The 24,825-nt window shown below is 70.9% G+C and carries 27 protein-coding genes; 8 read left to right on the forward strand and 19 right to left on the reverse strand.

The window, feature by feature from the left end; genetic code table 11:
• Positions 1-87: 87 nt before the first annotated feature.
• The 12 genes from VHD82_RS02090 to VHD82_RS02145 all read right to left on the reverse strand — a co-directional run bounded on the left by VHD82_RS02090 (position 88) and on the right by VHD82_RS02145 (position 10,422).
• Positions 88-1,143: an alpha/beta hydrolase gene (locus tag VHD82_RS02090; RefSeq protein WP_325696354.1), complete on the reverse strand. Its 1,056-nt coding sequence runs from the start codon at positions 1,141-1,143 to the stop codon at positions 88-90.
• 152 nt (positions 1,144-1,295) lie between these two features.
• Positions 1,296-2,012, reverse strand: coding sequence for a TetR/AcrR family transcriptional regulator (locus VHD82_RS02095; protein WP_325696356.1), 717 nt, complete (start codon positions 2,010-2,012; stop codon positions 1,296-1,298).
• Between the two features lie 134 nt (positions 2,013-2,146).
• Positions 2,147-2,731, reverse strand: a complete 585-nt coding sequence (locus tag VHD82_RS02100) for a CoA pyrophosphatase (protein ID WP_325696358.1) — start codon at positions 2,729-2,731, stop codon at positions 2,147-2,149.
• Positions 2,732-3,031 (reverse strand): hypothetical protein, encoded by a 300-nt coding sequence (locus VHD82_RS02105; protein ID WP_325696360.1) that lies wholly within the window; start codon positions 3,029-3,031, stop codon positions 2,732-2,734.
• The gene (locus VHD82_RS02110) at positions 3,028-4,221 is read right to left on the reverse strand and encodes an NAD(P)/FAD-dependent oxidoreductase (RefSeq protein ID WP_325696362.1); all 1,194 of its coding nucleotides are present in this window, start codon (positions 4,219-4,221) and stop codon (positions 3,028-3,030) included. The genes VHD82_RS02105 and VHD82_RS02110 overlap by 4 nt, the downstream gene beginning before the upstream one ends.
• Positions 4,218-4,415, reverse strand: coding sequence for a ferredoxin (locus VHD82_RS02115; RefSeq protein WP_325696363.1), 198 nt, complete (start codon positions 4,413-4,415; stop codon positions 4,218-4,220). The genes VHD82_RS02110 and VHD82_RS02115 overlap by 4 nt, the downstream gene beginning before the upstream one ends.
• On the reverse strand, positions 4,415-5,335 hold the full coding sequence (locus VHD82_RS02120; protein ID WP_325696365.1) for an SDR family NAD(P)-dependent oxidoreductase: 921 nt from the start codon (positions 5,333-5,335) through the stop codon (positions 4,415-4,417). The genes VHD82_RS02115 and VHD82_RS02120 overlap by 1 nt, the downstream gene beginning before the upstream one ends.
• Positions 5,332-5,757 (reverse strand): Zn-ribbon domain-containing OB-fold protein, encoded by a 426-nt coding sequence (locus tag VHD82_RS02125; RefSeq protein ID WP_325696367.1) that lies wholly within the window; start codon positions 5,755-5,757, stop codon positions 5,332-5,334. Before VHD82_RS02125 ends, VHD82_RS02120 begins: the two co-directional genes overlap by 4 nt.
• A gap of 11 nt (positions 5,758-5,768) precedes the next feature.
• Positions 5,769-6,560, reverse strand: a complete 792-nt coding sequence (locus VHD82_RS02130; RefSeq protein WP_325696369.1) for an enoyl-CoA hydratase/isomerase family protein — start codon at positions 6,558-6,560, stop codon at positions 5,769-5,771.
• Positions 6,557-7,825, reverse strand: coding sequence for a cytochrome P450 (locus VHD82_RS02135; RefSeq protein WP_325696371.1), 1,269 nt, complete (start codon positions 7,823-7,825; stop codon positions 6,557-6,559). Before VHD82_RS02135 ends, VHD82_RS02130 begins: the two co-directional genes overlap by 4 nt.
• Positions 7,826-7,838: 13 nt before the next feature.
• Complete coding sequence (locus tag VHD82_RS02140; protein ID WP_325696373.1) at positions 7,839-8,960, reverse strand: NDMA-dependent alcohol dehydrogenase; 1,122 nt, start codon at positions 8,958-8,960, stop codon at positions 7,839-7,841.
• 19 nt (positions 8,961-8,979) lie between these two features.
• A complete protein-coding gene (locus VHD82_RS02145) occupies positions 8,980-10,422 on the reverse strand; it encodes an aldehyde dehydrogenase (protein ID WP_325696375.1) in 1,443 nt (480 codons plus the stop codon).
• A 177-nt stretch (positions 10,423-10,599) separates the two neighbouring features.
• Here VHD82_RS02145 and VHD82_RS02150 point away from each other — a divergent pair, with 177 nt between their 5' ends.
• From VHD82_RS02150 to VHD82_RS02165, 4 genes are all read left to right on the forward strand, one after another.
• Positions 10,600-11,031 (forward strand): FAS1-like dehydratase domain-containing protein, encoded by a 432-nt coding sequence (locus VHD82_RS02150; RefSeq protein WP_325696377.1) that lies wholly within the window; start codon positions 10,600-10,602, stop codon positions 11,029-11,031.
• Positions 11,028-11,444: a MaoC/PaaZ C-terminal domain-containing protein gene (locus VHD82_RS02155; RefSeq protein WP_325696379.1), complete on the forward strand. Its 417-nt coding sequence runs from the start codon at positions 11,028-11,030 to the stop codon at positions 11,442-11,444. The genes VHD82_RS02150 and VHD82_RS02155 overlap by 4 nt, the downstream gene beginning before the upstream one ends.
• A 16-nt stretch (positions 11,445-11,460) precedes the next feature.
• Complete coding sequence (locus tag VHD82_RS02160; protein ID WP_325696381.1) at positions 11,461-12,813, forward strand: TetR/AcrR family transcriptional regulator; 1,353 nt, start codon at positions 11,461-11,463, stop codon at positions 12,811-12,813.
• Between the two features lie 162 nt (positions 12,814-12,975).
• A complete protein-coding gene (locus VHD82_RS02165) occupies positions 12,976-14,028 on the forward strand; it encodes a ferredoxin--NADP reductase (RefSeq protein WP_325696383.1) in 1,053 nt (350 codons plus the stop codon).
• Here the strand turns inward: VHD82_RS02165 and VHD82_RS02170 are convergent.
• From VHD82_RS02170 to VHD82_RS02200, 7 genes are all read right to left on the reverse strand, one after another.
• Positions 14,012-15,520 (reverse strand): class I adenylate-forming enzyme family protein, encoded by a 1,509-nt coding sequence (locus VHD82_RS02170; protein WP_325696385.1) that lies wholly within the window; start codon positions 15,518-15,520, stop codon positions 14,012-14,014. The two genes, VHD82_RS02165 and VHD82_RS02170, sit on opposite strands and share 17 nt — an antisense overlap.
• Positions 15,517-16,665 carry an acetyl-CoA acetyltransferase gene (locus VHD82_RS02175; protein WP_325696387.1) on the reverse strand — a complete coding sequence of 383 codons (1,149 nt, stop codon included), beginning with the start codon at positions 16,663-16,665 and terminating at the stop codon, positions 15,517-15,519. Before VHD82_RS02175 ends, VHD82_RS02170 begins: the two co-directional genes overlap by 4 nt.
• The gene (locus VHD82_RS02180) at positions 16,662-17,690 is read right to left on the reverse strand and encodes an acyl-CoA dehydrogenase family protein (protein ID WP_325696389.1); all 1,029 of its coding nucleotides are present in this window, start codon (positions 17,688-17,690) and stop codon (positions 16,662-16,664) included. Before VHD82_RS02180 ends, VHD82_RS02175 begins: the two co-directional genes overlap by 4 nt.
• A gap of 109 nt (positions 17,691-17,799) precedes the next feature.
• Positions 17,800-18,978, reverse strand: a complete 1,179-nt coding sequence (locus VHD82_RS02185) for an acyl-CoA dehydrogenase family protein (RefSeq protein ID WP_325696391.1) — start codon at positions 18,976-18,978, stop codon at positions 17,800-17,802.
• 27 nt (positions 18,979-19,005) lie between these two features.
• Entirely contained in the window at positions 19,006-19,758 is a 753-nt protein-coding gene (locus tag VHD82_RS02190) for an aldolase/citrate lyase family protein (RefSeq protein ID WP_325696392.1), read from the reverse strand.
• On the reverse strand, positions 19,755-20,567 hold the full coding sequence (hpaH, locus tag VHD82_RS02195) for a 2-oxo-hept-4-ene-1,7-dioate hydratase (RefSeq protein ID WP_325696394.1): 813 nt from the start codon (positions 20,565-20,567) through the stop codon (positions 19,755-19,757). Before hpaH ends, VHD82_RS02190 begins: the two co-directional genes overlap by 4 nt.
• A 5-nt stretch (positions 20,568-20,572) precedes the next feature.
• Complete coding sequence (locus VHD82_RS02200) at positions 20,573-21,445, reverse strand: alpha/beta hydrolase (protein ID WP_325696396.1); 873 nt, start codon at positions 21,443-21,445, stop codon at positions 20,573-20,575.
• Positions 21,446-21,614: 169 nt separating this feature from the next.
• Between VHD82_RS02200 and VHD82_RS02205 the strand changes: the two genes are divergently transcribed.
• The 4 genes from VHD82_RS02205 to VHD82_RS02220 all read left to right on the forward strand — a co-directional run bounded on the left by VHD82_RS02205 (position 21,615) and on the right by VHD82_RS02220 (position 24,823).
• Positions 21,615-21,893 (forward strand): hypothetical protein, encoded by a 279-nt coding sequence (locus VHD82_RS02205; protein WP_325696398.1) that lies wholly within the window; start codon positions 21,615-21,617, stop codon positions 21,891-21,893.
• Positions 21,890-23,029 (forward strand): thiolase family protein, encoded by a 1,140-nt coding sequence (locus VHD82_RS02210; protein WP_325696400.1) that lies wholly within the window; start codon positions 21,890-21,892, stop codon positions 23,027-23,029. The genes VHD82_RS02205 and VHD82_RS02210 overlap by 4 nt, the downstream gene beginning before the upstream one ends.
• 88 nt (positions 23,030-23,117) lie before the next feature.
• Positions 23,118-23,561: a Zn-ribbon domain-containing OB-fold protein gene (locus VHD82_RS02215; RefSeq protein WP_325696402.1), complete on the forward strand. Its 444-nt coding sequence runs from the start codon at positions 23,118-23,120 to the stop codon at positions 23,559-23,561.
• Positions 23,558-24,823, forward strand: a complete 1,266-nt coding sequence (locus tag VHD82_RS02220) for an aromatic ring-hydroxylating dioxygenase subunit alpha (RefSeq protein ID WP_325696404.1) — start codon at positions 23,558-23,560, stop codon at positions 24,821-24,823. Before VHD82_RS02215 ends, VHD82_RS02220 begins: the two co-directional genes overlap by 4 nt.
• Positions 24,824-24,825: the final 2 nt, after the last annotated feature.

Below are 24,825 nucleotides of genomic sequence, written 5' to 3' on the forward strand. Positions count from 1 at the left end.
CCTCGACCGGGAAAGTACTTCAATCAACTAGATAATTAAGGACTATACGGGATCCACTGCGCCGCGCCAACGTCTCACCCACTGTCCTCATTGGACAGAAAATCGCCGCTGGAACCAGCTCAGTGCCCGGTCGAAGAACACACCGGCGTTGCGCTGCAGATTCAGGTTGTGCCCGGCATCCGGGATCACCGCGGTCTCCAGCTGCGCGGCCGGGGTGAAGAACAACGCCTCGGAGGCGTGCAGGCTCGCGTCGGTGGCACAGTCGGTGATCGAGCCGGCACCGCCCTGGGCACAGAAGGGGACGTCATAGGTGCCGTTGACCTCCAGTACCGGCACCCGGATCCCGAGCGTGGAGGGGATGTAGACGGGCACCGTCGCCAGCACCCCGGACGGCGACTCGCTGCGGGTCGCCTCGTCCTGGGCGATCACGGCGGGATCGGCGTTGGGCAGGTAGTAGAAGAACTGTGCCCGGGCGCCGGGAATGCTGAGGTAGCCCGGATCCAGCGGCGGCACCCGGCTCGCCGTGACCGGGTCGAGCTGGGCCGGGCGCACGAGCGTGAGCAGCCGGGGGATGACGGTCGGTGCGAGCACGTGCGACGCGCCGGAGACGAGCACGCCGTCCACGTCCTGGTACGTCCCGGCCTCCAGCCACGACGTGAGCGAACCGAACGAATGGCCCACCAGCACCACCTTCGGGAAGGCCGGGCCGAGCCCGCCCGAGCGCGCCGCGGTGACCACGTCGTGCACCGCGTTCGCCGCCGCGAGCTGGGTGGCCAGCACACTGAGCGGATGCGAACTGCGGCCGACGCCCAGCTGGTCGATCGCCAGCGTCGCGTATCCCGCCGACGTCATCGCGCGGGTGTAGGAATACTGGCCGTCCGAACCCGGGAAATCCCAGTAGGTGTGGTCGTAGCTCGCCCCGTGCACGAGGAGCTGCAGCACCTTCGGGGCCGGCCCGGCGGGCAGGCACAGCCGGCCGTAGATCTGCTGGTCGCGGGGCAGCCCCGGCGCCAGCCCGGCCGGCACGCTCACATCGCTGCAGCCGCCCGCCGTCGCGGCATCCACCGTGGCGGCTCCGGCGAACAGGCTGGAGAACAGGACTCCGGCGAGCAGTAACGCGCGGATTCCGTTACCACGTTTCATACTCTGCCGTTCGTTACCGATCCGGCCACGGCCACGGCGGAAACGGATTGCTGAGAGCGAGCCCACCGCGGACGCGTATCCGCCTGCTTCCGGTCGCATTGGTAACCCTCCTGGACAACACTGTCGATAGGAGAATTATTTATATCATTGACCTACCTGTCGCCGAGACTTTCGCCACTGTCGATGACGGTTTCCGCGATCAGCTTCTCGACCAGCGTGTCCGGCGGGTACACCGGCCCGTCCCCCGGTTCGGCGGCGACGAGCAGATCCACCAGCCCGTCGGCGAGCCCGTCCAGCACCTCGGGCGAGGTGTCCATCGCCAGGCTGTGCTGCATCGAAACGATGCCGTGCAGGCCGGTCCACAATGTCTGGGTCGCCTGGTGCAGCGGCAGGGACAGCCGGTAACCGCCCTCGGCGCACCGGGCCAGCGCCGCGCGCAGGCCCCGCGAAACCAGCCGCGCCGGGTGCAGGCCCAGCCTGCCCGGTTCGACGGAGGGCTGGCGCACCTCGTACATCAGCCGGTAGTGGCCACGGTTCTGCACCGCGAACCGGCAGTAGGCATGCACCTGGGCGCGCAGCCGCTCGCGCGGCCCGCCCGCGGCCGCGGCGAGATCGGCCGCGCGCATGGTGGCGGCGAGCTGCTCGTACTTGTCGGTCAGCGCCGCCCAGACGAGCTCGGCCTTGTCGGTGAAGTGCAGGTAGATGCTGGGCGCGGCCACGCCGACCTCCTTGGCCACCGCCCGCATCGTCAGCTTCTCGTCGCTGCCCCATTCGTCGAGCAGGCGGTTCACCGCTTCGAGCACCTCGGCCCGCAGCCGGTCGCCCTGCCCGCGACGGCTGCGCCGCCTGCCCGCGCCCTCTTCCGCCACCTTGTCACCCCTTCCTGCGACCTGTTCACGATAGGCCGTTCCACGCGGGAGTGGCGCCGGACACACTCGGTCCGATGTGGACGATCGATCTTCCCGGAGCGGGGGCTCCGGTGCTTCGCACCGGCCCGGTCCGGCTACCGCCAGGCGAAAACGGGCTGTTCCAGCTCGGCGACGCGGGTCTGCCTGCCATGCAGCGCCAGCTCGCGGAACTGGAACAGCACCGCGGCGGTCGGCGCGTGCAGCAGCCTGCCCAGCAGCGGCAGCTGGATCACCGGCCGGTCCGACTCCGGAATGGTCAGGTAGCGCGGTTCGACATCCAGGTCCCCCAACGGGATCCGGTGCACCTCGGCCACCTCCGCTGGGTTCGGCTCGGGCCGCTGACCGTCGTCGCAGCGCAGCACCACCGGCGTGATCACGTACCCGGACCGGGTGGCGTAGTCGTCCAGCAGGCCGAGACACCGCTCGCGGCCGACGATGATGCCGAGCTCCTCGCGAAGCTCGCGCACCGCGGCGTCCACCGCGTCCTCGCCGTCGTCGAAACGCCCGCCCGGCAACGCGAACTGCCCCGGGTGCGCGCGGAGTTTCGGTGTCCGGCGGGTCAGCCACATCCCCGGCTCGCCGTCGTCGGACACCACGATCGCGACCGCCGACGCGCGCCGGCCCGCCAGCGGGATCGGCACCCGCTCGAACCGCTGGAATGCCTCGGCGAGGCCGTCCACCTAATCGCTCGCAGGCAGCGGCTTGGCTTCCTTCAGCACGAGCGGCTCGCCGTCCGCGGCGAGGCCGTGGGCGCCGGGTTTGGTCACCAGCAGCTCCATGTCCCGCGCCGTGTAGCGCTTGCCGAGCTTGGTCGCCTCACCCGTGCCGGCGGCGGCCAGGCCCGCGGCGGGCTGCTCCTTGGCGTCGATCATCGGGTGGCCGCCGCAGGACACCACGATGTCCTCCGCGGGGGCCCGCACGACGATGATCTCGGTGCCGTCCACCTGGCTGCGCAGTCTGCTTCCCGGCTTGAGTTTCATACCGGCACTCCTCCTTTGTCGACGTTGACGTTCTTTCCGGCCGCCGCGAACGCGAGCCCCTCGGCCCAGGATGCCCCGCGCTGGATGAGGCCGCGGTATTTCATGACCTTGGCGCGCCCGTTGAGGGTGAGCGCGCCGGCCAGCCTGCCGCCCTCGCGGTAGAGCGCGACCAGGCGCCCGGGGCCGTCGTCCACCACGCGCACCTCGTCGGCGGCGGGCACCCCGGCGAACTGGATACGGTCGCCGTACCAGTCCGACCAGAAGTACGGCACCACCCGGCAGACGGCGGCGCCCGCCGGGTCGATCGCGTTGCGGGCCGCGACCCGCGCCTGTTCGGCGGCGGAAGTCCAGTGCTCCAACCGCATCGAGCGGCCGAACGCCGGGTTGTGCCAGCGCGCGACATCGCCCGCGGCGTAGATGCCGGGCCCGGCTCGCAGGGTCTCGTCGCACACCACGCCGTCGTCGAGCGTGAGGCCGGAGCCTTCGAGCCAGCCCGTCGCGGGCACGGCTCCCACACCGGCGACGACCAGGTCCGCGGGCAGCACCACGCCGTCGGACAACGTGACGCGGCCCTCGTCGAACGACGTGACCTGGACACCGCAGCGCAGGCCGGTGCCGTTGCGGCGGTGCAGGTCCGCGCAGATCTCGCCCATCTGCGCCCCGACCGCGCGCACGAGCGGCGTCGGCAGCGCCTCCACGACCGTGACGTCGAGGCCGCGGGCACGGGCGCCGGAGGCGATCTCGGAGCCGATGAACCCGGCACCGATCACCACCGTGCGGGCCCCGGCATCCAGTGCCTCGCGGACCGCGATCGCGTCGTCCAGGGTGCGCAACGTGCGCACTCCGGGCAGCGGGGATTTCCTTGCTGCGGCACCGGTTGCGAGCACAAGCCCGTCGTAGCGCACCGCCTGTCCGCCCACGAGGACCGCGCGCCCGGCGACATCCAGCCCGGTGGCGGCGGTGCCGAGCATCAGCTCGACGCCGAGGTCCTCGCGCAGCGCTTGCCCGGTGCGGTACGTCGGCACCGTCGGCTCGGCGTCCTCCAGGAACGCCTTCGACAGCGGCGGCCGGTCGTAGGGCAGGTGTTCCTCCGCGCCGATCAGCACGATCCGCCCGGTGAACCCCGCCTGCCGGGCGGCCTCGACGGCGCGCAGCCCCGCCAGCGAGGCACCGACCACGACCAGGGTCATGACGACAGCCGCAGCGCTTCGTTCGGGCAGCACGCGACGGCCTGCTCCACGTCGTCCAGCCTGCCGTCCGGCACGGTTTCGGCGGACAGCGACAGCATTCCCTCGTCGTCGACCTGGAACAGGTCGGGCGCGATGGACTCGCACATGGCCTGACCGGTGCACCGGGTCCGGTCGACGGTGATCTGCACGGTCATCAGCTCCCCAGCCGCAGGCCCGGGGTCCGGGTCTGGAAGATCTCGGTGGCCATGACCGTGCCGAGCTTGGTCGCGTCCCAGCGCCGGCCGCCGTTGGACGTGGTGACCCGCTTCGTCCACCCCTGCATGAGCGACAGCTCCTCGCCGAGCGCGCGGACGACCTGGCCGCTGACGTGCCCGGCCTGCTCGCTCGCCAGCCACGCCACCACCGGCGAGGCCAGCGACGGGTCCTTGGGGTCGAACACGTCCTCGGGCCGCTCGTCGGGCTCGACGGCCTCCTGGCCGGAGACCGCGCTGGAGAGCCGGGTGACCCCGCCGGGGCTGATCGCGTTCACGGTCACCCCGATGCTCGCCAGCTCCAGGCTCAGCGTCTGGGTCAGCCCGGCGATCGCCGCCTTGGCCGCGCTGTAGTTGCTCTGCCCGAAGTTGCCGAGCAGGCCCGCGCCCGAGGTGGTGTTGATGATCCGGCCGTACACCGAGCCGCCGTCGCTCTTGGCCAGCGCCCGCCACCGCTTCGCGACGGCGCGGCTGGTCAGCCAGGTGCCGCGCACGTGCACCCGCATGACGAGGTCGAAGTCCTGCGCGGTCATGTTCCAGATCGCCCGGTCACGCACGATGCCGGCGTTGTTCACCACGATGTCCAAGTGCCCGAACTCGTCGAACGCCCTGGCCACCATGGCCTCGACCTGGTCCTCGTCGCCGACGTCGCCGTAGTCGGCGATCGCCTTGCCGCCGCGGGCGGCGATGATGTCCACGACCTGGTCGGCGTCACGGCCCTGTCCTTCGCCGGACACCGAGGAGCCGAGGTCGTTGACGACCACGGTCGCGCCGTGGCGGGCCAGTTCCAGCGCGTGCGCGCGGCCGATGCCGTGCCCGGCGCCGGTCACCACCGCGATCTTGCCTTCGAGCAGGGAACTCATCGGATCTTTCCTTCGTCGGGGGCGGGACGGAAAACGGGGGCGGTGAGCTCGTCGGTCAGCGGCTGGAAGTCCACCACCAGCGGCATCCCGATCTCCAGCTCGGCGGGCTCGCAGCCGATCACGGTGCTCATCACCCGCGGGCCTTCGGCGAGCTCGACCATGGCCGCCACGTACGGCAGCCGCTCTTTGAACGGCGGCAGATCGTTCACGTACACGGTCGAATACGTATAGAGCGTGGCGTTGCCGGAGGCGTCCACCGGGAAGACGTCCTCGCTCCAGCAGAACGGGCAGGACGGTCTCGGATAGTGGTGCACCCGGCCGCAGGCGCCGCATTCCGCGATGAGGAACCGGCCTTCGCGGTAGGCCTCCCAGTAGACGCGGCTGTCATCGTCCACTGTGGGCAGATCGGTCCTTGTCGCCATCGGATCTCCTTTCACCAGCCCCGGAACTCGGCGGGCCTGCGTTCGACGAACGAGCGCACGCCCTCGCCCGAGTCGTGAGCGTGGGACTGGAGCTCCTGTGCCATGCCCTCGGCCAGGAAGGCGGCCGCCCTGTCCCCGTCCGGGGAGTCGTTGAGCAGGCGCTTGGTGAGGGTGATCGCGCTGGTCGGGCCGGTGGCCAGGCGCTGCGCGAACTCCTCGGCCGTCTTCGCCAGCTCGGTCGCGGGCACGACCCGGTTGACCAGTCCCAGCGCGAGTGCTTCGGCGGCGGGCAGTTTGTCGCCGAAGAAGGCCAGCTCCTTCGCCTTCTGCATACCGAGCCGGCGCGGCAGCAGGTACGCGCCGCCACCGTCGACGACCAGCCCCCGCCGCACGAACGACTCGACGAAGGTGGCCTCCTCACTGGCCACCACGAGGTCCGCGGCCAGCGCCAGGTGCGCGCCGATGCCGGCGGCCGCGCCCTGCACGACCGCGATCACCGGTTTGCCGCAGTCCAGCACCGCCGCGATCAGCCGCTGCGCCCCGTTCATGATCCGGCGCATCCCATCGGTGACGCGTTTGTCCCCTTTGGACTTCGCGATTCCGCCGACGTCCGCGCCCGAGCAGAAATGCCTGCCGGCCGCGGCGAGCACGACCACCCGCACGTCCGGATTCCCGTCGGCGTCGTCGAGCAGTTCGATGACGCGGTTGCGGTCTTCGGGCCGCAGCGCGTTCGCCGACTCCGGCCGGTTGAGCGTGATCCGGCGGATGCCGCCTTCGTCTTGGTGCAGAACGGATTCGCTCATCGGACCGCCTTCGGGGTGAACTCGGCGCGCAGGTGCTTGATGCCGTGCAGGAAGTTCGAGCGAAGCAGGTCGGGCTCGCTGACCGCGCGGATGTCGGGCAGCAGCTGGAACAGCGTGCGGAAGGCGACCGAAAGCTCCAGCCGCGCGAGGTTCGCGCCAAGGCAGTGATGTGGCCCCGGCGATCCGAACGTCACGTGCGGGTTGGGCTCGCGGGTGATGTCGAACCGCGTCGGGTCGGTGAAGTACTGCTCGTCCTGGTTCGCCGAGCGGTACCACAGCACGACCTTGTCCCCCTCGGCGAACTCCTGCTCACCGAGCCGGACGCCGTCGCGCGTGACGGTGCGGCGCATGTGCAGCACCGGGGAGGACCAGCGCACCAGCTCCTCGACGGCGCGGCCGGTGTGGGTGTCGGGGTCCTGCTGCCACAGCGCGCGCTGGTCCGGGAACTGGGTGAGCGCGAGCAGACCGTGCGCGATGGCGTTGCGCGTGGTTTCGTTGCCGGCGCCGACCAGCAGCACGAAGAACGATGAAAGCTCTTGCGGCGTAAGGTTTTCCTCGGCCCTGGCCGCGACGAGCGCGGAGATCAGGTCGTCGGTCGGGTTCTTGATCCGCTCCCGTGCCAGCTCCTCCAGCAGATCGGCCAGGCTCTCCCCCGCGGCCATCACCGCGCGGGCGACGCTGCGCGGCGTCTGGTCCGCGACGTACTCCGGGTCGCTGGCGGCCATGATCACGTTGGTCTGGTCGAAGATGAACCGCTCCTGGCTGCGCGGGATGCCCATCATGTTGTTCACGATGCGCAACGGCAGCAGCGCGGCGACGTCGGTGACGAAATCGCATTCACCGCGTTCCGCGACGGAGCCGACGATCTCGTGCGCGGTGCGGTCCACGTCCTCCTGCAGCGCCGCGAGCGTCTTCGCGGTGAAACCACGGGACACGATCCGCCGGTGGCGCGCGTGCTCCGGGTTGTCCATGTCGATGATCGAGCCGCGGTACTCCTTCAGCCGCGGCGGCTGGTCGAAGATGTTGATGCCCTTGCCCGAGCAGAAGTCGTCCGGGCGCTTGCTGACCTCCTTGACGTCGTCGAGGCGGGTCAGCGCCCAGAACCCGCCGCCGCGCGGGGTGCCGTTGAGGTCGAGCTCGGGCACGAACGGGCGGGGGTCCTCGGCACGGAGCCGGGCGAACAGCGCGTCCCGCTCGGCGACCGGCCGCGTCCACCAGTCCAGGTTGTCGAGCACGTCCGCGGAGGTACTCTCGGTTGTCGTCATCGCTGGGTTCTCCTCACCCGGCCGCCGGGTAGCGCAGCACGCCACGCAGGAACCGGCCGGTGCGCATGTCTGCGTAACCGTCGTTGATGCCTTCGAGCGGATAGGTCCGGGAGACGACCCCGTCGAGGTCGACCTGGCCGGCGCTGTAGAGCTCGAGCAGTTTGGGAATGTCGGCACGGGGGTTGGCCGAGCCGTAGAGCGTGCCGACGATCTGCTTCTCGGTCAGCGTCAGGTCCATCAGGTTGACGTTGACCGAGTTCTCGGCCATCGGGTGGATGTTGGTGACGACGAGGCGCCCGCGCTTGGCCGTCATCGCCAGCGCCTTGCCGACCAGCGCGCCGTCCCCGACGCCCATGGTGCAGATGAACCTGTCCACGCCGCGGTTCCAGGTGGCGTCGGCGACCACCGAGGGCGCCTCTTCCCACGAGGAGGCGACGTGCGTCGCGCCCATCGCGAGCGCGTGTTCCTTCTTCTCCGCGGCCGGGTCGATCGCGACGATCACCCGCGCCCCGGCGAGCTTCGCGCCCTGGATCGCGGCGGCGCCGATCCCGCCGATGCCCGCGACGGCCACGGTGTCACCGGGCCGGACGCCGGCCGCGTAGACGGCGGAGCCCCAGCCGGTGACGAACCCGCAGCCCAGCAGGCAGGCCCGGTCGAGCGGCACCGACGGATCGACCTTGATGCAGCTCGCCTCGTGCGCCACCGTGTGGTATGCGAACGAGCCGACCAGGCAGGCGGTGGACAGGTCCTGGCCGCGGGCGTGGTGGCGGGCCGTGCCGTCGGCGATCTGGCGGCCCGAGTACAGCCGCGCGCCCAGGTCGCACAGGCTCTGGTGGCCGGTGGAACAGGAGGGGCAGCGGCCGCACGAGGGCATGAAGCCGAACACGACGTGGTCGCCCGGCTGCACCGAGCTGACCTGTGAGCCGACCTCCTTGACCACCCCGGCGCCCTCGTGCCCGCCGATACACGGCAGCCGGAAGGGCATGTCGCCGGTGACGATGTGCTCGTCGGAGTGGCACATGCCCGAGGCGTGCAGTTCGACCAGCACCTCCTGCGGGCCGGGCGGGTCCAGCTCGACGGGTTCGATCGACCACTTCCCCCGGCGCTCCCAGAGCACCGCGGCGAGAGTCTCCACTGGTGTTTCTCCTTCGAAGTCAGTTGACGGGCAGCACGATCGTCTGGGGTTCGACGTAGGCGTCGATGCCCTCGGGCCCGCCTTCACGGCCGGTGCCCGAGGAGCGCACCCCGCCGAACGGGCTGCCGAGATCCATCGGCGCCGACGAGTTCACCGCGACCGAACCGGTGCGCAGCCGCGCGGCGACCGCTTCGCCCCTTTCCGGGTCGGTGGTCCAGACCGCGCCGGCGAGCCCGTAGTCGGAGTCGTTGGCGATCGCGACCGCCTCGTCCTCGGTGCCGTACGGGATGACGGTGGCGACCGGGCCGAAGATCTCCTCGCGGGCCACCGGCATCTGATTGTCCACTTCGGACAGCACGACGGGTTCGAGGAACCAGCCGGGCGCCGCCGGGCGGACCCCGCCGGTCACCAGCCGGGCACCGGCGCCGACCGCGGCGCGGACATGGCCCTCGATGCGCTCGCGCGAACGTTCCGAGATCACCGGGCCCAGCTGGGTTTCCGGGTCCGCCGGGTCACCGACCCGCAGCGCCGCGACGGCCGCGCCGAGCGCGTCGACCACCTCGGCGTAGCGGGCACGGGGCACCAGCACACGGCTCAGCGCCATGCAGACCTGGCCGCTGTTGTCCATCGCCCCGGACACCAGCTGCCCGATCGTGGCCTCGTCGAGGCGCACGTCGTCGAGCAGCACGGCGGCCGATTTGCCCCCGAGCTCGAGGGTGCAGCGGCGCATGTCGGCACCGCACCGCGCGCCGATCCGGCGGCCCACCGCGGTGGAGCCGGTGAAGCTGATCTTGTCCACGCCCGGGTGGCCGACCAGGTGCTCGCCGGCTTCCGGGCCGCCGGGCACGACGTTGAGCACGCCGTCCGGCAGGCCGATCTCGGCGGCGGCCTCGGCCAGCACGAAGGCCGACAACGGCGCCTCCGGCGCGGGCTTGAGCACGACGGTGCACCCGGCGGCGAGCGCGGGCCCGAGCTTGAGCGCGGCGATGAACAGCGGCGCGTTCCACGGCACGATCGCGCCGACGACGCCGACCGGCAGCTTGCGCACGCGCACGTCGTTGCCGAACACGCCGCGCCGGGTTTCGTTCCAGGGGTAGGAGTTCGCGACCGCGCGCGCGGCGTGCAGCGCGCCGAGCGCGGTGGCGACCTGACCGGTCCGCGCCCAGGTGCGGGGTGAGCCGACCTCGTCGGAGATCAGTTCGGCGAGTTCGCCCGCGCGCGTTTTGAGAGCTTTGCCCAGACGGCCGAGCAGGTCCGCCCGCTCCCCCGGACTCCAGCGCGGCCAAGGGCCGTTGTCGAACGCCTCGCGCGCCGCGCGCACCGCCGCGTCCACATCGGCCGCGGTCGCCATCGGCACGAACCCCACCGGCGCACCGGTTGCGGGCGAGCGCACCTCGATCCGGCCGTCCGTCGCGGGAGCACGCCAGTCACCGCCGACGAAGACGTGTTCGTAGCTGCGCAAGCCCGGCTCCTTCCCAGTCTGCTTCCTGAACAGTATTCTGACAGTAGCGTCACGATACTGCAACCAGGGATCTGGCAGAGAAATGACTTCTCCGCTAGCTTGTGCAGAACGAATTGACCGGCTGGTAGGCGGATGTTCTGACGTCACGTTACTGGGCCGGGAGCAAAGGGAGAGGCGATGAACGCACCAGTGGGCGCGCGCGGCGCGGAGTACGAGATGGTCGTCGAACGCGGCAAGATCGCCGAGTTCGCCACGGCCATGCAGTCCGAGGACCCGGCCTACCGCGGCCCCGGGGCCATCGTGCCGCCGACCTTCCTCACCAGCAGTGCCCTGTGGGCGCCCGAAGGCGCGCGAGTCGACGTCGGTTTCGACCGTAAACGCCTGCTGCACGGCGAACAGGAATACGTCTTCCACGGGCCGCCGCCACGGGCGGGCGATGTGCTGACCGTCGTGGACCGCGTCGAGGACAGGTACGAGAAGCCGGGCAAGCGCGGCGGGAAGATGCGGTTCGCCGTGGTCGTCACCGAATACCGCGCGCCGGACGGCACCCTCGTCGCCGAAGGCCGCTCGACCCTGATCGAAACCGCGCCGAAGGCAGGTGCCCAGTGACCAGCACACCAGCGCTGACCGTCGGCACCAAGGCCGAGCCGCGCGAGTACGGCCCCCTGACCACTCGCATGTTCGCCCGCTACGCCGGCGCGTCGGGCGACTTCAACCCGATGCACTATGACGACACGCTGGCGCGTTCCGCCGGCTATCCGTCGGTGTTCTCCCAGGGCATGCATTCCGCCGCGCTGCTGGCGTCCTTCGCGGTGGACTGGCTCGGCGCGGCGAACGTCCGCCGGTTCCGGGCCCGCTTCCGCGAGCAGGTGTGGCCGGGCGACGTGCTGACCTGCGGCGGCGAGGTGACGGCGATCGAGGAGACCGCCGAGGGCCGGCTCGTCACCGTGGAACTGACCGCGACCCGGCAAACCGGTGGCGTCGCCATCGGCGCGTCCGCGGACTTCCTGGTCACCGGTTAGCCGTACCCTGAAGCCGATGGCAGCACAGTCAGAAAACGAGACCCTCCGGCGCGAGGGCTACGGCCCCACCAGCCTCGTGGTGGGGCAGCGTGGCGCGCGCACCCGTCAGAAGATCGTCGAGGAGACCCTGCGGCTGTTCGAGGCGCAGGGCTTCCACGCCACCTCGGTCGACGCCATCGCCAAGGCGGCGGGCACCTCCCGGTCCACGCTCTACCAGTACTTCGAGAGCAAGGACCAGATCTTCGTCGAGCTGCTCGACGAGTGCGGGTCCGCGCTGATGCGGGTGGTCCGCCGGATCGGGCCGCTCGGGCCGACCAGGCTGGGCTTCGACAACCTGCACTGGTGGCTCGGCGAATGGGCCTACGTCTACGACAAGTACGCCACCATGTTCGTGCAGTGGGCCAGCGTCGACACGCCCGGCACGAGCGTTCGGCCGCTGGTCACCGGCTTCACGAAGGCCTATGACGCGCGTATCGCGCAGCGCCTGGAGTCCTCCGGGGTGAGCGGGCTGGAGCCACTGGACGCGGCGCTCGCGATGACCAGCGTCGTGCACCGGTTCAACTACTTCCGATACCTGGGGCTCACCCCGAAGCGGCTCAACCCGGACCAGCTGCTCGACGGGCTGGCCGTTTTCGTGCAGCTGCTGCTGTTCCCGGAAACCCCGCTGGACGTGTTCGACATGGTCGAGCTGCCGCCGCACCCGAAGCGGCGGGCCGCTCGTACCGCGCCGGCGCGGTACGAGAGCCTGGAGAACGTCCCCGACCGGCTGGCCGGGCTGCGGCCCCGTGCCGCGGCGACGGTCCGGCAGCTGATCGACGCGGGCGCGCATCTGTTCGCCGAGCGGGGCTACCACGGCACGGGTGTCGACGACGTCGTGGCCGAGGCGGGCTTCGCGCGCGGGACCTTCTACAAGTACTTCGACGAAAAGCTGGATCTGCTGCTGCAGCTGACCCGGGAATGCGCCGAGAACATGCGGGAGCTGGTCAGCGCCTTCCTCGACGTCGACCCCTCGGCCGAGGACGGCCCCACCGAGCTGCGCACCTGGCTGACCGGCTACCTGCCCTTCCACTCGCGCTACCTCGGCGTCATGCGGGCGTGGCTGGAGGGCACCACCTCCGACCCGCGCCTGCTCGCCGTGGTCGGTGAGTCCACCCGGGACATGCACTCCTCGGCGCTCCAGGTGCTGGCCAGGGTGCGGCGGCCGCATCCGCTGGACGCCGATCTGGCGGCCGTGATCCAGGGTGCGCTGCTGGAGCACGTGCCCCAGACCTCGCTGCAGCAGCGCCCGGACCGGCCCGCGAGCGAAATCGCCGATCTGATCGCGACCGCGATGGAGCGCGGCCTGTTCAATCCGGGCCCGAAAGCCTGAAACCCGGCCCGGCGTCCCTGCCTGTGGGACTCGCCATGTTGTCGCAGGCTCACGTTTCTGACAGTATGTATATCTAGCGAGCACGCGTGAGGACCGGCCTGGCCGGACTTGTCTCCGTGGCTCGCGGTTCGTGATCCCAGGTTCTGACGAACGGTACATACGATGACGGAAACCACCGGCCGTGCCAGCACACTCCGCGTCTCCCGCGTGGTCGAGGAGACCGCGGACGCCCGCTCACTGGTGTTCGACGTGCCCGACGCCGAACGCGAGCGGTTCCGCTACCGGCCAGGCCAGTTCCTCACACTCCGGATTCCCAGTGAGCGCACCGGATCCGTGGCCCGCTGCTATTCGCTCGCAAGCTCTCCCGACCAGGACGAGCAGCTCGCGGTCACGGTCAAGCGCACCGCGGACGGCTACGGTTCGAACTGGCTGTGCGAGAACGCCGTGCCGGGGATGGAGATCACCGTGCTGCCGCCCGGTGGCGTGTTCACCCCGAAGGACCTCGGCGCCGATCTGCTGCTGTTCGCGGGCGGCAGCGGGATCACGCCGATCATCTCGATCGTGAAGTCCGCGCTCGCGCGCGGGTCCGGCAAGATCGTGCTGATCTACGCGAACCGGGACGAGTCCTCGGTCATCTTCGCCGGTGAGCTGGCCGCGCTCGCCGCGAAGCATCCCCGCCGGCTGACGGTCATCCACTGGCTCGAATCGGTGCAGGGCCTGCCCGCGCGCGGGCACCTGCAGGCGCTCGCCACCCCGTACACCGGCTACGACGCCTTCATCTGCGGCCCCGGCCCGTTCATGGCCGCGGTGACCGACGCGCTGTCGACGGCGGGAATGCCGAAATCCCGGGTACACGTGGAAGTCTTCACCTCGCTGTCCGGCGACCCGTTCGCGGAGCCGGTGCCCACACCGGAGGACACCGAGGCCGCCGGCGGAGACACCGTGCCGGTGGAGGTCGAGGTCAACGGCGAGACGCACACACTGGACTGGCCCGCCACCGTGCCGCTGGTGGATTTCCTGCTGAGCAAGGGAATCGACGCGCCCTACTCCTGCCGCGACGGCGAATGCGGCTCGTGCCAGGCCACCCTGCTCAAGGGCAGGGTGACCATGCTGCACAACGAGGTGCTCGGTGAGGACGAGATCGCCGAGGGCTACTTCCTGGGCTGCCAGGCCGTTCCCGAGCCCGGCACCGACCCGCTCAAGATCGAGTTCTGACCGCCGCGGCGGTGGCGCGCAAGGCATCGCGATCGATCTTGAGCATCGCGGTGAGCGGCAGTTCGGGCACGATCCGCACCTCGTCCGGCGCCTTGTAGTCGGCGAGCCGGTCCTTGGTCCACGCGCGCAGCGCGTCGCGGGTCGGCGGCCGGGAGGGGTCGGCGGGCACCACGAACGCGACACCGATCTCGCCGATCACCGGCGCGGGCGTGCCCACGACCGCGACCCGCGCCACAGCGGGATGTTCGGTCAGCACGTTCTCCACTTCGAGCGGATAGACGTTGTAGCCGCCGCGGATGTACAGATCCGACGCGCGCCCGGACAACACGAGGTTGCCCTCGGGGGTGAAGCTCCCGAAGTCGCCGCTCAGTAACCAGCCGTCCGGCGTCAGCACCTCGGCCGTGAGCTCCGGCTGGCCCCAGTAGCCGCGCATCACGCACCCGCCGCGCACCCGGACCCGGCCCACTTTCCCTGGCGGCACCGGTACTCCCTGCTCGTCGGTGACCGCCACCTCCATCCCGTCCTGCGGACGGCCGACGGTGCGGAACTGTGTCTCGGGCGAGTCCTCGGGCTCGGTGCCGCAGATGGACGGGGACTCCGTCATCGCGTACCGGACGACCAGCGGCACCCCCAGCCGCGCCGCGGTCTTCTCCACCAGTTCCGGTGGCGCGGGCGCGGTCGCGGCGATCCCGATCCGGAGGTGGGGCAGCTCGCCGCTGTCCGGCTCCTCCAGCAGCTTCGCCCACTGCGTCGGCACTCCGCCCGCGACGGTGATCCGTTCCTCGCGCAGGATCCGCGCCATCTCCGGGGCCGACCACGGCACCGGCGAGATCACCATGGCGATCCCCCAGGCCAGCTGGTCCCACAGTTTGCCCATGTAACCGGCATGCGCGAACGGGGTCGCGACGAGCCGGCGGTCGTAGGGCGCGCTCATCACCCCGGCCGAGGCGGCCGCGGCGGCGAGGTTGCGCGAGTCGAACCAGGCACCCTTCGGCGTGCCGGTGGTGCCGCTGGTCCAGATGATCACGACCGGGTCGGCGGGCGACACCGGCACCGGCGCCGCGAGCCCAGGGCCGTCGCAGGCGGCCGCGAGTTCCTTCCGCGCCAGCACCGGAATTTCCGCTGGGGGCTCGGGCAGACCCGCCTCGGTGTCACGGATGACCAGCGCCGGGCGGGCGCGGTCGAGCACCGCGGCGACCTCCCGCGGGCCGAGGCGGGTGTTGAGACCCGTGGTGACGGCGCCCAGCCGCGCGATCGCGGCGTAGCAGATCGCGTAGTCGGCCGACGAGGGCAGCATCAACGCGACGACATCGCCGTGCCCGACGCCCCGCGCCGCCAGCGCGGCGGCGAGCCCGTCGGAGGCGCGGGCCAGCTCCGCGAAGGTGAGCCGGACTTTTCCCGGCTCGACATAGGCTTCCCGATCGCCGTGCTGCTCCCCCGCCGCGTCCAGCACCTCCGCCAGCGTGCTGAACTGTCCGCGCAACGCGGTCACGGCTGGTCCGTGCCGAGGATCACCGTGCCACTGGAACAGAACCAGCCGCCGGTGCCGCTGACACAAGCCAGTTTCGCGTCGGGCACCTGGCGTGGCCCGGCTTCCCCGCGCAGCTGGCGCACGGCCTCCACGACGAGGAAAAGGCCGCGCTGGCCCGGATGGCAGGCCGAAAGCCCGCCGCCGTCGGTGTTGGTCGGCAGCGCTCCGCCGAGCCGCAGCCGCCCGTCGGCGACGAACGGGCCACCCTCACCCTTCTTGCAGAAACCGAGGTCCTCCAAGGAGGTCAGCAGCATGTAGGTGAACGCGTCGTAGATCTCGCAGACGTCGATGTCGTCCGGCGTGACCCCGGCGCGCTCGAAGGCCAGCGGCCCGGAGACCGCGGCGGGCCCGGCGGTCATGTCCTCCCACTGGCTCGTCGACATGTGCGACGCCGCTTCGCCGGAACCCAGTACCCACACCGGTTTCCCGGGCAGGTCGGCAACACGGTCCTCGGCGACGAGCACCGCGGCGGCCGCCCCGTCCGAGCGGATGCAGCAGTGCAGCTTCGTGAACGGGTCGGCGATCATCCGCCCGGACAGCACTTCGTCCACCGTGATCGGGTCGCGGTAGGCGGCCTCGGGGTTGTCCTTGGCGTTGGCGCGCGCGGACACCGCGATCTCGGCGAGCTGCTCGATCGTCGTGCCGTACTCGTGCATATGGCGGCGCGCGGCCATCGCGTACTTCGCGATCAGTGTGTGCCCGTAGGGCGCTTCCCACTGCAGAGGACCGCGCGAACCCCAGTTGAGGTTCGCGGTGCGCAGCCCGCTGCGCAGGTCCGAACGCGACGTCGACCCGTAGGTCAGCAGTACGACATCGGCATGGCCCGCGGCGATGGCGTCGGCCGCGTGCGCGACCATGACCTCCCACGACGCGCCGCCGACCGAGGTCGAGTTGATCCAGCGCGGCCGCAGCCCGAGGTATTCGGCGACCTCGATCGGCGGCAGCGTGCCCTGGCCGGTGGAGCCGAGCCCGTCGATCTGGTCCGGCCGCAGCCCGGCCTCGGCGAGCGCGCGCCTGCTGGCCTGCGCGATCATCCCGTACGGGTTGGTGGCGAGCTTCGCGGTGTCGGCGAGCGCCACCCCGGCGACCACGGTCCGGCGGCTCATTGCGCGGCCTCCTCGGCGAGCAGTTCACCCAGATGTTCCCGTGGTGAACCGAAGAACTGGTCGAGCATGTGCGCACGCTTGAGGTAGAGGTGCATGTCGTGCTCGTAGGTGTAGCCCATTCCGCCGTGCAGCTGGATTCCCGCCTCGGCGTTGCCGATGGCGGCCCGGCCGGCGACGGTCTTGGCGGCCAGCACCTGGAACTCCGCGTCGGCACGGGCCGAGCGCAGGCTGATCGCGGCGAACACGGTCTGCTGCCACGCTGCCTCGGCCGCCACCGCCATGTCCACGCACGCGTGCTTGACGGCCTGGTTGACCCCGATCGGACGGCCGAACTGCACCCGGTTCTTCGCGTGCTCCACGGCCAGTTCCTTCGCCGCTTCGGCGAGGCCGACCTGGAGCGCGGCCGAGAGAACCAGTCCACGCAACCGGATCGGATCGTCCTCAGTGGACACCCAGCACAGCAACGGCGCTTCGGCGGCCACGGCCTCCGCCATCCGGGAGCCGGGGTCGATGCTCTCGACCGGTGTCAGTCCGGTGAACGACTCCTTCGCCACCAGCCCGGCACCGGCGGGCTCGACGACGAGCAGGTAGTCCGCGTCCGGGGCGTCGAACAGGTCGAACCGGCCGGTGACCGAGTGGGCCTGCCCCGGCTCGCCGTCGCGGCGCTGGGCCAGGCCGACCTGGGTCTCGCCCGCGACGATCGCGGCGGCCAGATCCCGGTGCCCGGTCAGCGAAGCGAGCCGCGCGCCGAGCACCGACGCCGTCAGCGGGCCCGGCACCAGCCGTCGCCCGAGCTCGCGGAACAGCAGGACCTCGTCTTCGAGCGGGAGGCCGGAACCGCCGGCGTCCTCGGCCACGCTCACCCCGAGCAGCCCCAGCTCGGCACCGGCCGACCAGAGCTTGCGGGCGATCGCGGCCGGCTCGGCCCGGCGGTCCCGGATGGCGCTGACCGGGAGCTGCTCGGCGCAGAACTCGGACGCGGCACCGACCAGTTCGAGCTGGTCGGGTGAGGGGAGAAGATCCACTGTTCCTCCTGCTGTGTTGTTGGCACCAATCCGACGGCAGCAACGGCGGAAACGGGGTGCCACGGGTAGGTCGGCTGCAGACCGTGTCCGCCTTCTTCGGATCGGATTGCTACCGGGGCAGACCGAGCACGCGGTCGCCGATGATGTTGCGCTGGATCTCCGACGTACCTCCGCCGATGGAGGCCGAGAAGGAGTACAGGTAGTGCCCGGACCAGCCGTAGGGCCGGTCCCAGCGCGAGGTCAGCCGCAGCGCGTCGGCGCCGAGGATGTCCATCGCCAGCCGGGCGACCCGTTTGGCGATCTCGGCGTAGTACAGCTTCAGCATCGAGCCTTCGGGGCCCGGCTGCGCCGCGGTGAGGTTGCGGCAGATGCCCGCGTACGTCATCGCCCGCAGCGCCGCGACCTCGGCGCGGGCGGTGGACAGCCGCCGGGCCAGCTCGTCGTCGGCGATGGCCGGGCGGCGGCCGTCCGGGCCGGGGCGCTCGCGGGCCGCGCCGATCAGGTTCTCCACCAGTTCGGCGAGGCGCACCTGGCTCGCGGTGTAGGCGGTGCCGCGTTCGAAGGACAGCGTGGACATCGCCACCCGCCAGCCCTTGTCCGGCGCACCGACCACATTGGACACCGGGATCCGCACCTCGTCGTAGAAGACCTCGCAGAACTCGGCGCCGCCCTCGATCGTCTCGATGGGCCGGACCTCGATACCCGGCGAGCGCATGTCGCAGATGAGCCAGGTGATGCCGTGGTGCTTGGCCTCGCCGCGGCTCGTGCGCACCAGCAGTTCCTGGTAGTCGGCCATCATCGCGAAGCTGGTCCAGATCTTCTGGCCGGTCACCACGTAGCTGTCGCCGTCGAGTTCGGCGCGGGTGCTCAGCGACGCGAGGTCCGAACCCGCTCCCGGCTCGGAAAACCCTTGGCACCACACGTCTTCCCCGCGCAGGATCCGCGGCAGATGATACGCCTTCTGCTCGTCGCGGGCCGTGGTGATCAGGGTCGGCCCGGCGTGGTTGAGGCCCACGAAACAGGCGTCGATACTGGGCAGCCCCGCCTTCGCGTACTCCTCGTACCAGATCAGCTGCTGCACCAGGGTCAGCCCGCGGCCGCCGTACTGCTCCGGCCAGGCGATGCCCGCCCAGCCCCCTTCCCACTGGGTGCGCTGCCAGGCCAGGTCGTACTCCCGGATCGCGGCGGGGTCCTCGGTGGGCCGCGCCTCGGTGGGAGCGTGCTCGGCGAGCCAGGTCCGCACCTCGTCGCGGAACTCGGCCTGCTCGGCCGTGAAGTCCAGATCCACTCGGGCTTTTCCTTTCGGGTCTTGGTCTCAGCGGTACCGCGCGGCGAGTTCTTCGCTGCCCCGGGCGAGCAGCGTGACGTCTGCGCCCACGACCACGAAGCGCGCACCGGCCGCCAGGTAGCGGCGTGCGGTGGGTTCGGCGAAAGCGTTGACACAGGCGGCTTTCCCGGCCGCGGTGACGGTGCGGATCGCGTCCTCGATCGCGGCCAGCACGTCCGGATGCTCGGGTTCGCCGAGATGGCCGAGTGAGGCGGCCAGGTCGGCGGGGCCGAGGAACACCGCGTCCACCCCGTCCACGGCCGCGATCGCTTTCAGCTCGTCCAAGCCGCGCTGGGATTCCACCTGCGCGGTCAGGGTCAGCCCGGCCGCCGCGTCACGCAGGTAGCCCGGCACGCGTCCCCAGCGGGATGCGCGGGCGAAGGCACCTCCGACGCCGCGAATGCCCTCGGGCGGGTACCGCGTCGCGGCGACCAGATCCCGCGCCTGCGCGCCCGTCTCGACCATCGGCACCATGAGGTTGTGCACGCCGACGTCGAGCATCTGCTTGATCAGCACCGGGTCGTCCGAGGGTGCACGCACCACGACGTCCACCGGGTAGGGCGCGACGGCCTGCAGCTGCGGCACCAGCAACGGCACGGTGTTGGGCGCGTGCTCGCAGTCGATGACCAGGCAGTCCAGCCCGCCGCCGGCACAGATCTCGGCGTTGTAGGCGCTGCCGGAGACCACCCACATGCCCACCAGTGGCGCGGATTCCCGCAGCCGTGCGCCCCAGCCCGTCATTTCGCCGCCTCGAACCGGATGCTGACGGTGCCCAGCGGGCCGTAGTCGGCGAGGAAGACGTCCCCGTCCTCGGCGTGGACCGGCCGGGTGAACGACCCGGCGAGGATGACCTGACCGGGCTCCAGCCGCACGCCGTGCGGGGCGAGCCGGTTGGCCAGCCACGCCACGCCGTTGGCGGGATGGTTGAGCACCGCCGCGGCGACCCCGGACTCCTCGATCACGCCGTTGCGGTGCAGGACCGCGGAAACCCAGCGCAGGTCGATGTCGAGCGGGCGGGCGACCCGGCCGCCGAGCACGATGCCCGCGTCGGCGGCGTTGTCGGCGATGGTGTCGACGATGGTGCGCAGATGCCCGGTCTCGGGGTCGCTCATCTGCACCCGCGCGTCCAGGATCTCCATCGCGGGCGTGACGTACTCGGTGGCGCTGAGCACGTCGAACACCGTGACCCCGGGCCCCTTGAGCGGTTTGCCGAGCACGAACGCCAGCTCGACCTCGATCCGCGGGTAGATGTAGCGCCCGTGCGGCACGGTGGCGCCGTCGTCGAAGAACATGTCGTCGAACAGCGCGCCGTAGTCGGGCTCGGTGATCGAGACCGCACGCTGCATGACCTGCGAGGTGAGCCCGATCTTGCGGCCGCGCAGGACCTGGCCGCGCGCCAGCTTTTCGGCCACCCACGCGCGCTGCACGGCGTAGGCGTCCTCGATGGTCATTTCGGGGTACTGCAGGGAAAGCTGCCTGATCGGGGCCAGGGTGCGTTCCGCCTCGTCGAGCCGGGCGACGGCGTCGGCGATCTGCTCCTCGTTGAGCATCTGCCTCACCCTCGCAGGAACTTGAGCGCGGCGGGGTTGAACGTCTCCGGGTCCTCGAAATGCGGCCAGTGCTTGACATCGGGCATCTCCAGCAGCTGCGAGTTCGGCAGCAGCGCGGCGACCCGGCGGGCGGTGTTCTCGTACTCGCTGTAGTCCTTGCCGGACGCGACGACCAGGGCGGGCGCCTTGATCGACGACCACTGCTGCTCGGTCAGCAGGTTGCGCTCACGCGCGTCGGGATCCTGCAGGATCAGCAGGTGGTCGATGGTTTCGCGGGTGTCGGGGAGCCGGTAGATCGCCTGGCGCAACGCGATCACGTCGGGGATGCGGTTGCGCTCGTCGGCGATCAGGTGGTCGAACATCGCCTTGATCGAGTCCCAGTCCGGGTTCTGCACGGCCTGGGTCCGCTCGGCCCGGATGCGGGCCATGTTCGAGGCGGTGGCGACCAGCCCGGCCGGTGACATCAGGATGATCTTCTCGACCCGGTCCGGGTGGTCCAGCGCGAGGCGCGCGGTGACCCAGGCGCCCAGTGACATGCCGATCACCGACGCGCGGTCCATCCCGAAGTGGTCCAGCACGGCGGCCGCCTGCCGGACGTAGACCGCGATTTCGTAGTCGTAATCCGGCTTTTCGGAGAACCCGTTGCCGACCATGTCCACCGCGACCACGTGGAAGTGCTCGCTCAGCGCGGCCAGGTTCGGCGCGAACGTCTCCCAGTGCCCGCCCGTGCCGTGCAGCAGCAGCACCCCGGGCGCGGCCGGGTCGCCCGCCTCGGCGAACCGGGTCCGGACGCCGCCCGCGTCACACCGGCCCTGCCGGAAATCCAGCTCCCGCAGCCAGGTCCAGATGCTGCGATACTCGTTCTCCTGGGCGCTCACGCGGTCTCCCTCCCGGCCAGAGCCGTGAATTTGGTGAAATCGGCCAACCTGTCCACGTCGGGAGCCTCGGCCGTTGTGCACTTGAGCTGGGCGATAGGAAGAGTATCCATCGCCTACCCTTCTTCGTAGGGCATTGTTTCTGACAGTGAGTGTACGATATAACGATGACGTGGTCACCGTCGACAGAAACCTGGCAGGCGTGATGGAAACCGCGAACGGCCAGGACCCCCGGATCCGCGAACTCGCCTTGCTGGCCAACGAGTTCGCCTCGGTCCGCATCGCGCTCGACGAGCGCGGCAACGGCCCGAGGCTGCTCGTGCAGGACCTGGAGAACGGTGCGGAGATCCTGTTGTCCCCACTCGAACTGGCGAGCTTCTGCCTCGCCAGTCCCGACGACCGGCTGGACTGGCTGCGGGTCGGGCACTACCGGGACGAGCGCGCCAGATGAGTCCCGAGCCCAGGATCACCGGCCTCGGCCGGACAGCCATGTCCATCCGCCCCGGCGGCACCGCGTCCGCCCTCGCGGTGGAGGCGCTGCAGGCGGCGCTCGCCGACGCCGGGCTCACCCGCGCCGACGTGGACGGGCTGCTCGTCGGGTCGAGCCAGGGCGTGCGCCCGGACCGGGTCGGCGTCACGCTCGCCCAGCACGGGGGCTTGCGTGACCTGCGGCTGCTGGAGCACGTGGAGATCAAGGGCGCCACCACGGTGGCGATGATCGAGCGCGCCCGGCTGGCGATCCGTTCCGGTGCGGCGCGCACGGTCGTATGCGTGTTCGCGGACGCGCCGATCTCCTCGGGCGGTGGCGCCGGGTCCACCTACGCCCACAGCGGCGGCAACTCCGGTACGCGGGGCCTGGAACGCGCCTCCGGCGTACTCGGCTCGGTCCCCACCTATGCCCTGCTCGCGCAGCGGTGGCTCACCGTCACCGGCGGCGACCCCGGCAGCCTGTGCGAGGTCGCGCTGACCGCCCGTGCCTGGGCCCTGCACAATCCCGAAGCCGTCCAGCGCAAGCCGCTCGACGCCGAGGCCTACTACGCGAGCCCGCTGGTCTCCACTCCCTTGCGCCGCTTGGACTGCGCGCGGCCCGTCAACGGTGCGGCCGCCGTCGTGGTCAGCAGCGAGGGCGACGGAATACGCATCCGCGGCGTCGGCCGCGAGCACCCCGTGCGGCGCCGCCGCGCCGGTGGCGAGTCGTGGTTCGGCGGAGGCCGTCGCGCGCTCGACGACGCGCTCGGCGAAGCCGGGATGAGCCGCGCCGATCTCGACGTGCTGGAGCTGTACGACCCCTTCAGCATCGTCACCCTGTGCCTGCTGGAGGAGTACGGGTTCTGCGAGCCGGGCAAGTCCGGTCCGCTCGTGTCCTCGGGCGCGCTGGCGCCGGGCGGAAGCCTGCCGACCAACACCGGCGGCGGCCAGCTCTCGGGTTTCTACCTCCAGGGCATGACGCCGCTCGTGGAAGCCGTCGTGCAACTGCGCGGCGAAGGCGGCGGGCGTCAGGTGCCCGGCGCGCGGACCGCGCTCGTCGGCGGCATCGGCGGCAGGCTGGACCACCACGCTTGCCTGATCCTGGAGCGTGCGGCATGAGGACTGCTTGCAGGTCCGAATCATCGGGCACCATGCTTGCCGACGAGAAGACACTGCCGCGGCTTGCCGCGTCCGGCAAGGAGGCTGCATGAGCACCGACTGGTTGCTGGACGACAGCCTCGCACCGTCCATTGAGGACGAAGCGCTCGGCGAGCTGTACCGCGGCGCCGCCAGGGGCGAGCTGGTGCTGCCGTTCTGCTCCGCATGCGAACTACCGCTGGAACCCGAACAACTGGTCTGCGACGGCTGCGGCGCCACGGGCCCGGTCTGGCGTCCCGTGCCGCCCCGTGGCCGCGTGCACACGGCGACCGTCGTGCACCGCCTCGAACCGGGGCTGGTGCGCACGGCCGAGCCGTACCCCGTCGCCGACGTCGAACTGGCCAGCGGCCACCGCCTGGTGCTCACCGCGGTCACCCCCGGCGGCCCGCCCTCGATCGGCGACCCGGTGTCCATCGGGTTCCGCGAGCTCGGCGGCGTCGCCGTCCCCGCCTTCGAAGTATCCGTAGCTGCCAACGCAAAGGAGTCCCGATGACCGAACTGGACACGCGGGCGCGCGATCTGGTCCGGCCCGACCGGATACACGGCTCGGTCTACACCGACCCCGCCGTGTTCGAGCTGGAGCTCGAGCGCATCTACCGCGAGGGCTGGGTTTTCGTCGCGCACGAGAGCGAAGTGCCCGAGCCCGGCGACTACGTGACCCGCCGGATCGGCCGTGAACCGGTGATCGTCAGCCGCGGCAAGGACGGCGAGGTGCACGTGCTGGCGAACCGGTGCGCGCACCGCGGGAACCGGCTGTGCAACGCCGAACGCGGCAACAGCACCACGTTCCGCTGCCCGTACCACGGCTGGACGTTCAAGAACGACGGCGCGCTGGTCGCCGTGCCGATGCGCGGCGGCTACTCCCCGGAGTTCCTCGCCGACCGGTCCCAGCTGGGCCTGTCCCCCGCGCCGAGGATGGACAGCTACGGCGGGTTCGTCTTCGCTTCCCTCGCCCCGGAAGGGATCTCGCTGCGCGAGCACCTCGGCCGGGCGACCGGCGCGATCGACCGGCTGCTCGCGCTGTCCCCCGACGGCAAGCTCGACCTGCGCGCGGGCTGGATGAAGCACCACCACTTCAGCAACTGGAAGATGGTGATCGAGAACAACGTCGACGGCTACCACGCCCTGTTCACCCACCAGTCGGTGTACGAGGCCGTGCGCGAGGCGAAGGTCTCGCACGTGCCGAGCAAGGTCGAGGTCTACGTGCGCGACCTCGGCAACGGGCACTCCGAGATCGACTACCTGCCCGAGTACTCGCGCCTCGACGAGGAGTTCGTCTGGTTCGGCCGCGCGCCCCGGGCGAAGCTGCCCCGTTACGTGGAAGCGATGGAGCAGGCGCACGGCAAGGAAGCCACGCACAAGGCGTTCGTGGTCGGCCCGCCGCACACGATGATCTTCCCCAACCTCTTCCTCGCCGAGATGAACATCATGTTCGTCGAACCGCTCGCCCCCGGCGAGACGATCGCCTACACCACCCCGGCGCTGATCCCGGGCATGGACGAGCTCAACAGCCGGATGCTGCGCCGCACCGAGGGCGCGATGGGCCCGGCCGGGTTCCTCATCGCCGACGACGGCGAAATCGGCGCGCGCAACCAGATGGGCCTCGCCGCCACGCATCCGGAATGGATCATGCTCGCTCGCGGCGCGACCACGGACCAGGCCGACGAGACCGGCATCGTCAACCACGACAAGAGCTCCGAGACCCCGCAACGCGGCCTTTGGCAGCACTGGGCGTCCGTGCTGGACGGAGAGTGACC

Source organism: Amycolatopsis sp., assembly GCF_035546795.1.
Lineage (GTDB): Bacteria > Actinomycetota > Actinomycetes > Mycobacteriales > Pseudonocardiaceae > Amycolatopsis_E.